Here is a 12,662-nt window from a genome sequence, read left to right on the forward strand (position 1 = left end):
AGTGAAAAAATTGAAGGACTGGGGTTGGGGCTGTCCATTTGCCGAGTGATTGCCGAACGGCATACCACTCGTCTTCAATTCGAAGCGTTTAATCCTCACGGTTTAATGGTTAAACTTAGCTTTGATAACTGCAATAGAAAAAACAATGAAAGCTCTTGTGAATCCTGATCTTTATCGTCCCATTGTCCGAATCATCGATGATGAGGAAACGGTTCGAAATTCTGAAGCCTTTATTGGAGACGGCTTGCTATGCGACGGCCGAAGAGTTTTTGGAAAAAGATGATCTTCGATATCCCGGCTGCATTATTTTGGATGTGCGAATGCCGGGGATGAGTGGGCCTGAGCTACAGCAGGAAATTAACAAGCGAGAAATAGATCTTCCGATTATTTTTCTATCGGCGCATGGCAACATTGGTCTGGCGGTTGACACCTTGAAGCGGGGAGCGAAAGACTTTTACGAAAAGCCCGTTGAACCAGAAAAATTGCGCGAAACCACTGCACGATTAGTTGAGGAAAATCTTCAGGCCAGACGAAAGCAGTACGAGACGCAGATGCTGCATGCGCAATATGAGGCGCTGACAAATCGTGAACGCATGATTTTGAAACTGGTGGCTCAGAATTTGTCCAATAAAGTCATCGCCGATCAACTGCAAATTCAAGAACATACGGTCAAAATCCATCGCGGCAACGCCTGCCATAAACTCAATATTCGTACCGCATTGGAAGTTCACCAATTTTTGACCCGGATAGGGGAATTGGAATAAAAAATTTTAAACGCCTAATTTGCTTCATTTCGGGTTTGCGGATATTTTCAGTTTTTTACTGCCCAATTTTGCTAGATCTGATTGAGTCCATTCAAGAATTAAATTGACTTTTATTGATTTTGTATTACAATTTCAATAAAAAAAACAAGGAACGGATATGTTAAAAAAACAGCGGGGCGGTAAAAGAGTTAACGCCGGTCGTAAACCGGAAGGAGATGCAGCCTTGGAGGCAACCATTATTGCCCGCGTGACTGCAGATCAAAAAAAAGTGTTTCAGGAAAAAGGGGGCGGAAAGTGGCTTCGACAAACCTTGACGACGGCAAAGAGCCTGACAAAGGAGTTAGCTATCGGCATAACCGCCGTTCATCCGTACTCAAAAATTTCAGTGCCTTTCTTTGAGTACTCCGTACAAGCGGGCTTTCCCTCACCGGCTGAAAGTTACAAGGAAACGATCGACTTTAATGAACTGTTGGTTGATAACGAACCGGCCACCTTTGTTTTAAGAGTCTCCGGTCAATCGATGATAGATGCTGGGCTTTCGGAAGATGATTTAATTGTTGTGGACCGTTCCCGCAGTCCTAAGAATGGAGACATCGTTGTTATGCAAATTGACAACGACTATACCGTCAAGCGATTTGTCCGTACAGCCTCGGGCTTTTACTTAAAAGCAGAGAATTCTACTGGCCAATATCCGGATATTTATCCGCAGGAAGGTCAGGAGTGGCAACTATTCGGGGTTGTCAATTTTGTGATCAAATCTGTCTCCGGAAAAGTCGCTGCCTAGTGAAGGCTCTCCATGTATGCTCTGGTTGATGGAAATTCTTTTTATGCCTCGTGCGAGCGCGTTTTCAGACCCGATTTACGTCACCGTCCGGTGGTTGTTTTAAGTAACAACGATGGCTGCATTGTCACGCTGACGGCAGAAGCCAAAGCGCTGGGACTAAAAAGAGGCGTACCGTTTTATCAGGTTAAAGATATTATTTGTCGACATCAGGTTGCGGTCTTTTCAAGCAACTACGAGCTCTACGGCGATATGTCTTCCCGCATGATGAATATCATCGCCGGGTTGGTACCCGCCATTGAGGTTTACTCCATCGATGAATGCTTTGCCGATCTCTCAGGGCTGGATAATTTAACAACATTAGGTCTTTGCATTCGGGAGCGTATCCGGCAATGGATAGGCATTCCGGCCTGTGTCGGCATCGCACCCACCAAAACACTAGCCAAATACTGTAATCATTTAGCTAAGAAAATTCCGGCTCTTCACGGGGTTTTGAATTGGAACGATCTTTCTTCATCAAGACAACGAAAAGCTTTAGCTTATCAAGAGGTTGGGGAAATTTGGGGAATCGGTTCCCAATTGGCTATGCGTTTAAAGAAACTCGGGATTCAAACGCCTTTGGAATTAGCCCAAGCTTCTGAAAATTTATTAAAGCAGTGTTTCCCTATTAATGTGATTCAAACAGCCCGTGAACTTCGGGGGATTGAGGCAATTGAGTTTGAACCCACACCTCCAACAAGAAAAAGAATTCTTCGTAGCCGAAGCTTTTCCAAGGACGTGTTCGATCAAAACGATCTTTTAAGTGCAATCACCATGCATGCCGAAGAGGCCGCGCGAGTCTTGCGGCAAGAGCATCTGATGACCTCCCGCGTCGGTATTTTTCTTTATTCAAACCGCTTTAAGACGGGAAAGCCTGTGTACGCCACCATGGACGCTGTTGATTTGGCGATGTACGTAAACGACACACCAACCATATTAGAGAGCGCCGTAAAACTTCTGGATAAACATTACGTGAAAGGAGTTGCTTATAAAAAAGCCGGCGTTATTTTGGAAAATATTCGGCGTAAAGGAGAAACGACTGAAGATTTATTTGGCCTCGTAAGAGAAAAACACGAGCGTTTATCGGAAACACTGGACCAAATAAACAATAAATACGGAAACGGCACGATTTGCTTTTCAGCTGTTAAACGCGATTCGGAAGATTGGAAAATGAAGCGCGAAATGAAAAGTCCTTCCTATACCACTCGGTTTTCCGACGTTCTTCGTGTTGGTTAAAAGCTTCTTCTAAGAAAAAATACTTGTTGATAAGCCATATAGAAAAGTATATAACCAAGGGAAGGTACCTCTTTAATTGCTTTTTTGATCATGGAATTTTTGTTCTTTTTGGTGGTTGGTGTTTGTGTCGGTACATTTGGGACACTTATCGGACTTGGTGGCGGCCTGATTCTTGTGCCGCTTTTCATGTATACGATGTACGCTCCCGATGGTTCCATGACGTTCAGTACAGTTCAGCAAATTATCGGTACCAGCCTTTTTGCCGTAGCTTGCAACGCTGTCTCTGGAGCTTATGCCTATATGAAACAAAAGCGCATTATGTTCCGAGCGGCGATACCGTTTGCGCTTAGTACCATTCCCGGTGCTTTTTGTGGCAGTTTCGTCTCCAAATATTTCACTGGCGCGAGTTTTTCCATCGCTTTTGGTTGCCTGCTTGTCGTTTTAGGTTGCTTCATGTATTGGAAATCCAATTCCAAACGAGCCACTGCGCGTCCTGAAGACTTCGATCCGGCAACGGCCCCGTTTAACCTTTGGCTTGGTGTAGTTCTGACCTTTGGTGTTGGGTTTATCTCGACTATTTTTGGCATTGGCGGCGGTATTATCGATGTCCCAATGATGGTTTTTATTTTGGGTTTCCCGGCTCAAATCGCCACCGCGTCTTCAACCTTCATTTTGATGGTCAGCTCTCTGGTGGGCACAATTAGCCATGCTTCCTTGAATCACATTATTTGGGTTCCGGCCATTTGTATTGGTTGCGGCTGTGTGATCGGTGCTCAGATCGGCGCCCGTATTGCAAAGAAGAGCAAACCAAGACTCCTTGTGATCATTCTCTCGGTTACGATGGTTCTTATGGGAATTAACCTTGTCGTACGGGGGCTGTGAGCAAATTAAGTCCAGTTCGTAACGAAAATCTGGCAATACTAAAAAGTTTATCAACCGAATCAGTCATAGTTTTAAAAACTGTCAACTATTTTCAGGCAAGGTCACATAGTGTCAATTGTCTAAAAAATATTTTATACTTTAGCAAAAATTTCGAAAGTATAAAATTTAATTTTGACGATCTTATGATTCCTCGTCCTTATTACATTGAGCAGTTAAAACGGTTAAAAGATAAACCGATCATCAAAATACTTACCGGCACGAGGCGCAGTGGTAAGTCGACGATTTTGCAATTATGGAAAAACGAGCTGTTAGCCAGCGGAATTAACGAAAATCACATTATTGAATTAAATTTGGCAGATTTATCTAATGAGTCGTTAAGGAATAAAAAATCCCTATACGATTTCATTGCTTCAAAAATAGCCAAAGATTCAATTTATTACGTATTCATTGATGAGATACAAGAATGTCCGGGGTTTGAGAAGGTCGCCGAAAGCCTAATGTTGTTCGGAAACATTGACCTTTATATGACCGGTTCGAATGCCTATGTTCTATCAGGAGAATTGACAACATATTTGACGGGTCGTTACTTGGAAATCAAGGTTTATCCGTTTTCATTCAAAGAATTTTTAACAACAAGAGAACATGATGAACCTTCCAGAGAAAATTTAGCGGTTTACCTTACGGAAGGCAGTTTCCCGGGGGCGCTTTTATTTAGAGGAATGCCTAGAGAGCGCAAAGACTATTATCAAATGCTGTTTGATTCTATGATTTTGAAAGATGTGGGTAATCGAAAAGGAATCAAAGATGTCACGTTGTTAATCAAGTTGTCTCAAATTCTGGCTTCAAGCTTGGGATCCTCGTTATCAGTTAGAAAAATTGCCAATACGGCTAAGTCCTTCGGAGTATCGTTTTCTGAACCAACAATTTCAGCTTACTTAAAAGCACTGGAGGACGCCTATTTTTGCTTTAAAGTTCCGCGATTCAACCTTAAGGCTCGTCAGTTATTAAAACAGGATGAGAAATATTATTTGGTTGATCCGACCTTTCGGCAGTTCTTAATAAGCAGTATAAGCCCGGATTTGGGTCATGTAATTGAAAATATTGTTTATTTAGAACTTAAGAGACGATATCAGTCTGTTTATGTTGGCACAGATAGGGCGGGGGAAGTTGATTTTGTAGCGGCTAATGGAAATGATTATGTTTATTACCAAGTAGCGGCTTACCTTTCTGATGAGCAAACTCTTGAGAGAGAATTAAACTCATTAAAGAATATTGCCGATCATTATCCTAAATGTATTTTGACATTGGATCCTTTGTTTATCGGTCAACAATATTCTGGGATACGGTGTCTGAGTCTTTTGGACTGGTTAGTGTCAGAAAATTAATTTTTTCGTTCAAAGTCGGACAAGTTGGCCTTTATACTGCTGTGCCAGACGAAGAATCAGTTAACTAGCATTTCACAGTCTGCAAAAATTTAGGTCAGTGGAAAAGCAATGAAAATACCCAAGGCAAACCTCTTGGATGATGGATTGCCTTGGGTTCGGATGTACTGAGTTAGTGAGTTTTTTTGCCTAACCACTTTTCGTAAATTTTGTCATACTCGCCACTTGCTTTAATAGCTGCCAGACCTTTGTTGAGTTTTTCGACGAGCGCCTGATTATTTTTGGAGACCGCAAAACCAACCTGTTTCGGATTGTAGAGGTGAGGAACGATCAACAGATCCTTGTCATGGTGCTGACTTTGATAATGGCGAGCTGTCGTATCACCTAAAAGCGCAGCCTCACAGCCGCCCATTTTCAGTTCCATCAATGCTTCGGCTACTTGGTCAAAATTCATCACCTTAGCCCCTTTAACCGATTGTGCCAAAAGAGAGCCGGTGGAACCTATCTGAGCACAAATAGCTTTACCTTCGATGTCTTTGAGCTCTGAGTACTTGTCTTTGTTTGCCGCCTTAATGACCATTGCCAGGCCAACATCGTAGTAAGGGTCAGAGAAAAGTACCTGTTTTTTGCGTTCATCTGTAATCGTGATTGCGGCCACGGCTACGTCAATCATATTGGTTTGAAGAGCGGGGATGATGCCTGAAAACTGCATATTTTGAATTTTTGCTTCATCACCGACAGCTTTGGCAACCGCTTTAATGATGTCCATGTCAAAACCGACGATTTCTTCGCTTTTTTGGTCTTTGAATTCAAAAGGGGCTAAGCCCGCATCGGTGCCAACGAGGATGGTAGCGGCCTGCGCAGCAGTGCTGCCGGCAACAATGGTTGCAAAAATGAGGCTTGCAAGTGTTTTTTTCATTTTAAAAATCCTTTCATGGGATATTGTTCAAACACAATGCGAAGCAGTTTACAAAAAAGTTTTTCCAACAAAAAATAACTAACCAATTGAAAATAGACGAGTTTTTTTAATATATATTTGAATAAAAGGCTTGATTGGCCGACAAAATAAGCTGAAAATTTTGAACAGATCAACTTTTATTAAATAAAAATCTTATTTCGCAGTTCACCGAATACATAACAGTGATTATCGGTATAAGGGCTTTGCAGTAGAAGGCCAAAGTAGAAAAGTAATGATTTTTTATGAAAGGCTTTATCCTGTCGACAAATTGAAGATTTGACTGCGATCAAAATTTGCAGAATTTTGAGCTTTATTTTTTCAGCAGAAGCATCCAGTTGCAGGATTTCGGATTGGCTAGTGTTAGAAATTAATTTTTTCCTCGGTCTTTCAAATAAGTGATTATTTATATGAGATATCAGTTGGTTAGAAGAGGAACTTTGAATAACTAAACACTCGTGATAATTCAACTTATCCGAACCAAGTTGTTATCCAAAGTTTTCTTCTTAACCTATTGAATGTCAATACTCTTTTCTGAAAATACTTTGGATAATATTTTCAAAATTTGCCTAAATTCAAGCAATAAAAAAGTGCCTGACTTTTCAATCAGGCACTCAAGCTTAGGAGAAATTAGAAAGCGTATCTAATGAGCATGTTCCCGGTCACACCCTCACGATCTCCAACGTAGCCCTTAACACCAAAATCGGCAGACCAGGGACTAGATGTGTTGGGTTTCATGGTGAAACCTGCCTCAACAACACCCGTATCACCTTCAAGCGTAGGGACATCCAGCGGTACACGAAGACCTGAAACAAGCAAATCAGATTTTGCATCGCCGTCAGCAACATGTTCATAGGCTAAGCCAAACCGCCAAGCGGCATTTTCATTGATGTCTCCGTTCAACCTTGCACCGACTCGGAAAGCATGTGTCTTTGTGTTTTCCATGTCTAAGCTGCCGTTATTTCCACCAAGATCCACCTTGTCTCCTTCCAGATAAGTAAAGATATAACGGCCATAAACATCAAGATCAAGCTGTTCCATCAGATTGAATACATAACCTGCACCGATATGGACTGAACCGTAAAGGCTATCAGCGTCATATTCGGCTGCATCTTTTGCGTAATGCCCATCGAATTCTGTGGATGCTTTACCTAATCGCAAAGAACCGTCAATGTAAAAAGGCTTATTAAAGCTGTATCGAGTGGCTAAACCCACACCGTAGTAATCATGGTCACCGTCGCCATCGGCGTTAGTCACATGACTTTCAGATGAGGCCCACCCAGCCTCGATGAAACCTGCCAACATTAAGTTGCCGATCTTAGTTGTGGCACCAGTCGCCAAAGTTACGCCATCAACGTCCACATGAGATCCTGTTTCATATTTAGAAGTACCGCCGTGAATTGCACCAAATGCAGAAACAGAATCAGGGGAAGCAGATTCAGTCATTGCTCGGATACCTTCATCGGCAATGAACTCGGCACCTTGGTTGACAAACGCGATCGTACCTAAGAAAGATTCTGAAAGAGTGCGACTTTCAACAGTTGGCTTAACGATCTTTTCTTCCTTTTTACCTAAAATCGTTTCAACGCCGTCCAATGAAGTGACGATATTACCCTTAGGATCAATGTACACCTCGTCAATTTGGATTCCACCATCAGCGACAATTTCGTCCGAAACTTTCCAAGTCTGATCGACAAAGACATTCGTTTCGTCCGAAAAGGTCGTTTTATCATCAACCATTAAATTCAGTGATTGATTCTGACTGACAATAAGTTTGGCACCGTTGTTCGGGTCGGTTAAAGCATCTCCATTAATTATGGTAGAAACGCTTGTGAAGTCTAAGATTGGATCCGCTTCATAAATCACGTCGTGTTCATTAGTAATTGTAATAGCGGCAGTATTGACGTTATCGTCTGTCAATTCGAGTACAAGGAGATCAAAACCTGAGAGACTGCCGACTTTCACCGTACCGTTGACATGTACCAGAGCATTATGACCACGCGTTGCGTTTTCCTGCCAACTGTCAAAATGAGCACCGGCTCCACCTTCTACAATGGCATTCCCAAGCAGGTGTAACTCGTTGCCTGTCCCTTCTGTATATATCCCTCCAGCATAAGCATTCACGGCCCCGGCATTCCCTTGGACGGTGCCATCCTCAATGATCAGGACGTTGTCCGAGGCGGTTCCATGAGGTGCGTAGGCAGCAAATACGTGACCTTCGACAAGTCCACTAGGACCGATGTAAACGGTGTTCCCATTGCTGTCGTTATTGGTTCCAGCTTGTCCGCCATAAAGCCAATATCCAGTACCTTTTACGGCACCTAGGACAAAAACAGAATTGTTAAAGGCACCCAAGTCCCCATTACCACCATTGATGTAGCCAGTGACTTCAGCGTTTTGTTCGATGACAACAATATTTCCTTCAGCCCTGCCTGCTTTGTTCGCTTTACCGCCGCCAATATCTCCATATACTGTGGCACCGCTATGAATGAATACTATATTCTTAATGGCATCGCCTTTATCGTTACTGTATCCACCATAGACCTCAGGATCACCATTTGTTGATGTACTACCAAAAACTTCTACAATATTGTTTTCAGTATTACCACTGAGTGAGTAACCACCATAAATTCCGAGCACACGGCTATCTTTTTTAAGAACGGCACGGTTAAAGTAAACAATTTCAGAGTCTTCTGTGGACCAACCTCCAATCACACGATTATCTGCCTGTATAGCAATATGAACATCATTGTTAGTGATTGTGTTATCTGTTGGACCATACCAATCACCAGAACCTGAAATAGGGTTACCAGAGGGAGCATTAGGTGTTGTAGAGCTATCAACATTTAAGACTTTATACGGTAGATTAGTTGGCAAAGTCGGAGTTTCAGGGATACTGAAATCATAAGCAAAGCTAGTTTGCCCCAGAGTAAGGAAGATTGAAATGCTAAGAAGCTTTAAAGGAAAGTTCTTAATCAGACAAGATTGAACGGGGGGGGCTACAAATCTCATAATTACCTCCCTAGGTAAATTAACCTTAATTATTAGTTTATGAAAATGCATTGAAAAAGGCTATACATACAAACAATTAGGGGCGTGTTACTGGCTAACGTTTGCATAAATGCTCCAGTACTTCCTCTATGTTCGATACTTTGTTCCAATCAGGTAAATTCGTATCTACCCACACAGGTGCTGACGCCTCAACAATCGCTCGCTTCTTTTGCTCTGCATCAGCTTTGGCATATATTTGCGTTGCAGTGACATTTTCATGTCCTAAAAAGTCTCTGATATAAACCAGATTAACCCCACTGTTTAGCAAATGCATGGCTTTTGAGTGGCGTAAAACGTGGCAGTGGATTCTTTCCGGCAATTTTGGTCGTTCAAGCCTTAGAATTTCGTAATACTTTTTGAGAATGTAATTCACGCCTTCCGGTGTGAGTTTCCTCAGACCGGCATTGAAAAAGAGAGAGTATTGAGGCCCGAAAACATTCGCTAAGTTATATCGATTCAAATATTCCAAAAGAATCTTTTTGACCTGATCACTGATTGGAATGAGCCTTGCTTTATTACCTTTGCCAATGACTTTGATAGTGGGGGTTCTGCCGCAATTAAGATCGTCGACTGTTAAATCAATCAGTTCTTGAACTCTGCAGCCGCTTTCGTACATCAGACTCAAAATGGCTAAATCTCTTAATCCCTTGCGAGTACGGGCATCAGGGATCTTTAGAAGAGCTTGAACATCAGAGATTGTGAGATACTGAACCGTCTTTTTCTGATATTTTTTCTTTCGAATGGCGAGTCCTTTTTGAATTTCAAACAAATGTTCCGGACATTCGATTTCTAGAAAGCGCAGAAATGATCGTAATGCTGCCATTCGTTGGTTTCGTGTTGAGGCAGAGGCCAATCGGTTATCTTCAAGCCAGAATAAAAAATCACGAATTCTTTCTGCAGTAAAGTGCTTAAGTGAGATCTTTTCCGGCTTCATGCCAATTGATTTCATGTATTCCAAGAAAAGCTTGAAAGTGTCTCTATAGGAGCGAATGGTGTTGTGACTTAAGTTTCGTTCCCGGATCAGATATGAATTGAAAAAGTCGGTTAATTTTTCTGCAAAATCAGTTGGTTTCATTGCTTTATTCCTCAAAAACATAATCATCAAAGTTTGGGAAAACCTCTTTGGCAACGGGTTCCATGACCTTTCGGATCAAGGGGAAGCTGTTGACTGTAAGTCGCAGGTAATAAGCCGTTTCTTCAAATGTTTTATGACCCATATAGAATTTCAAAAAAGGTAATAAAGTCTTTAAATCCATCCCACGCTCAGCCCATTCTTTTAGTTTGTAAACCGCAAATGTGTGCCTAAGGTCGTGAATTCGTGGTCCGGTCTCAGTTCTCGGAATTCCGGCTGTTTGCAAAAGATGATTGAATTGAGTTCTAAAACTGCCTGAAGAAATTGGTTGCCCATAGCGGTAGGGGAAAATATAGTTATCAGAGCTGGTATCAAGATCGGTGTAGTTCAGATAAATGACGAACTCATCTTTGATCTCATCGCAGAAGGGAACAATCCGATTGTTTCCATTTTTGCTGTTCAGAATGAGTAGATAGTTTTCATCCAAATTAAGGTTTTTAAGTCGAAGACGCAGAACTTCAGAAATACGTAATCCGCAGCAAATCAAGATTTTTATGATGAGAGGAAAAGCTAAATGCCAATAAGGAGTACTCGGTTTGTAAAACTGATATTGGGAACATTTGATGAGATTGAAGATTTCCTCTTGGCTGTAGATATAGGGTACGAATTGAATATATCTGCCGCCGTAAATTCTTGGCAGTGGCCAAGCTTCACATATTTTTCGGCTCCTTAAGTAAATTGAAAATTGTCGGATGAATGAAATTTTGGGTTTCACTGTGTTGGGACTTTGATGAGCTTGAGGAGTACAGAATTCAACTACCATTGATTTCGTTAAAGCTTTTTGCTGAAGCTGTTTGCCTTTTACGAGCTCATCAAATTGTTTAGCGAAATATTCTGCATTTTGAAATTTGATTCCCAGTGATCTTTTTAGTGCAATGAAATTGACCAAATCGTCGGCGAACACGGAATTGAAATGAACAGGAGTTTGTAGTTTATTCATGGTAGTACTCTCCTAATTTCAAACAACACAGTCTGAGATTGTTAATGTCGACCCGAAGATAGTTCTCAGTACTTTTTATGTTCGTATGTCCCAGAAGGCTGCAGATGATTGGAATAGGCGTTGCGTTATTCATCAGGCGAGTGGCGAAAGTGTGGCGCAAACTGTGCATGGCGTGAGGGGAATCAAATCTTAAGTGCGCCTCAAAAATTCTTTTTTTCATTACTCCATGTAAGGATGTCGAGCCGCGCATCCTTTCAAATGGTGGATGATGTCGTAGAAATACGTGAGGATTGTCTGTTTTAGGGCGACCACTTCGTAAATAGTCAATAATGGCCCATCCAACATCCCTAGTTAATGGAATTTCCAAAGGCTCTTTTGTTTTTTCCTGTATCAGCGATATTTTTGAATTCTTCCAGTCTAGATTCGCTAGCTTCAGGTTCACAATGTCAATAGCCCTGAGACCGGTACGGAGCGCTAAAAGGATAATGGCATAGTCGCGCTTGCCAGTAGAATTTGTGCGATCACAAGCTTTTAATAATTTCGTGATCTCAATATCGGACCAAATTATTGGCAATTCATGTCCTTGTAAACCGCGTTTAGCAAAAATTAGCTCTGAAAAATCGTTTGGAATGTATTTATGAAGATATAAAAAGCGAATGAAGTGGCGAATTGAGTAAACATTTGTGGAAGCACTGTTAGCTTTTTTAAAGTGACATTTGGTAAGAAAAGAGTCGATATCTTTTTCTGATAGAGATCGCAATTCCTCCGGGTCTTTGATCTGCAGTCCTAAGAGAAGTTTGTTGGCAACGATCAAATGCAGATAAATCGAATTTTTAGCCAAATCAAGAGAGGAGAGGTATTTTTGATAGTCTGAGAAGAAAGGTCTAAAGGCTTTGTTTTCTTGGGTTGTTTTGCAAGAGTCCGTGTAATTATCGGTCATCCTGCTACGTATTCGACCGTGTTTTTGATAGTCAAAAATTAGTTTAATAGCACGAACCTGTTGATTACGATAATTGGTTCGACTTGAGTTTGGTTGTGAACTATTGATTCCAAAACGATCCAGTAAAAATTGTTTTGCCTTTTTTAGGTCGAAATGCTCGAGGTTGTTGTCTTTGGCGTAGAGGAGTAGTTGGGAGTAGACATAGCCGAAAATGTGTTTTGGTCCCATTTTGCTGTAGCCGTTGTTGGCAAGATCGCTATTAATCCGGTCGAGTAAATTTTGTAATTCCGAAATCGTCATTTGCATAAAGGTCTCCTTAAAAAATGACAGAATTCGAAAATATTATCCAAAGTAATTTTTTATCAATCAATTAAAAATCAGTACGTTATGAAGGGGACTTTGGATAACTAAATACTTTGGATAAGTTGAATTATCCAAAGCTTTGGATAATTCAACATAACTATTATTATGTTGCGCGATATTAAGAGGAATCAAGGCGGAATTTTTAAAGTTAGGACGATTGTCTTACGCACTCTACTGTAAACGAATTTTCCTTTTGT

At 41.3% G+C, this 12,662-nt stretch carries 10 protein-coding genes; 5 read left to right on the forward strand and 5 right to left on the reverse strand.

Annotation, left to right across the window (positions count from 1 at the left end):
* Positions 1 to 197: 197 nt before the first annotated feature.
* The 5 genes from M3080_RS08215 (at position 198) to M3080_RS08235 (ending at position 5,087) form a co-directional block, all read left to right on the forward strand.
* The gene (locus tag M3080_RS08215) at positions 198 to 764 is read left to right on the forward strand and encodes a response regulator transcription factor (protein ID WP_249092672.1); all 567 of its coding nucleotides are present in this window, start codon (positions 198 to 200) and stop codon (positions 762 to 764) included.
* 157 nt (positions 765 to 921) lie between these two features.
* Positions 922 to 1,548: a LexA family protein gene (locus M3080_RS08220; RefSeq protein WP_022473398.1), complete on the forward strand. Its 627-nt coding sequence runs from the start codon at positions 922 to 924 to the stop codon at positions 1,546 to 1,548.
* 12 nt (positions 1,549 to 1,560) lie between these two features.
* Entirely contained in the window at positions 1,561 to 2,820 is a 1,260-nt protein-coding gene (locus M3080_RS08225; RefSeq protein ID WP_249092673.1) for a Y-family DNA polymerase, read from the forward strand.
* A gap of 90 nt (positions 2,821 to 2,910) precedes the next feature.
* The gene (locus tag M3080_RS08230) at positions 2,911 to 3,702 is read left to right on the forward strand and encodes a sulfite exporter TauE/SafE family protein (RefSeq protein WP_249092674.1); all 792 of its coding nucleotides are present in this window, start codon (positions 2,911 to 2,913) and stop codon (positions 3,700 to 3,702) included.
* A 182-nt stretch (positions 3,703 to 3,884) separates the two neighbouring features.
* A complete protein-coding gene (locus M3080_RS08235; RefSeq protein WP_249092675.1) occupies positions 3,885 to 5,087 on the forward strand; it encodes an ATP-binding protein in 1,203 nt (400 codons plus the stop codon).
* A gap of 169 nt (positions 5,088 to 5,256) precedes the next feature.
* Here the strand turns inward: M3080_RS08235 and M3080_RS08240 are convergent, their stop codons facing one another.
* The 5 genes from M3080_RS08240 to M3080_RS08260 all read right to left on the reverse strand — a co-directional run bounded on the left by M3080_RS08240 (position 5,257) and on the right by M3080_RS08260 (position 12,408).
* Positions 5,257 to 6,003: a basic amino acid ABC transporter substrate-binding protein gene (locus tag M3080_RS08240; RefSeq protein ID WP_249092676.1), complete on the reverse strand. Its 747-nt coding sequence runs from the start codon at positions 6,001 to 6,003 to the stop codon at positions 5,257 to 5,259.
* A 666-nt stretch (positions 6,004 to 6,669) separates the two neighbouring features.
* The gene (locus M3080_RS08245; RefSeq protein WP_249092677.1) at positions 6,670 to 9,051 is read right to left on the reverse strand and encodes an autotransporter outer membrane beta-barrel domain-containing protein; all 2,382 of its coding nucleotides are present in this window, start codon (positions 9,049 to 9,051) and stop codon (positions 6,670 to 6,672) included.
* A gap of 94 nt (positions 9,052 to 9,145) precedes the next feature.
* Positions 9,146 to 10,165 carry a tyrosine-type recombinase/integrase gene (locus M3080_RS08250; RefSeq protein WP_249092678.1) on the reverse strand — a complete coding sequence of 340 codons (1,020 nt, stop codon included), beginning with the start codon at positions 10,163 to 10,165 and terminating at the stop codon, positions 9,146 to 9,148.
* Positions 10,166 to 10,169: 4 nt separating this feature from the next.
* Positions 10,170 to 11,162: a tyrosine-type recombinase/integrase gene (locus tag M3080_RS08255; RefSeq protein WP_249092679.1), complete on the reverse strand. Its 993-nt coding sequence runs from the start codon at positions 11,160 to 11,162 to the stop codon at positions 10,170 to 10,172.
* On the reverse strand, positions 11,155 to 12,408 hold the full coding sequence (locus M3080_RS08260) for a site-specific integrase (RefSeq protein ID WP_249092680.1): 1,254 nt from the start codon (positions 12,406 to 12,408) through the stop codon (positions 11,155 to 11,157). Before M3080_RS08260 ends, M3080_RS08255 begins: the two co-directional genes overlap by 8 nt.
* Positions 12,409 to 12,662: the final 254 nt, after the last annotated feature.

This window comes from Parasutterella secunda, assembly GCF_023336895.1.
GTDB classification, from domain to species: Bacteria; Pseudomonadota; Gammaproteobacteria; order Burkholderiales; family Burkholderiaceae_F; genus Aphodousia; species Aphodousia faecalis.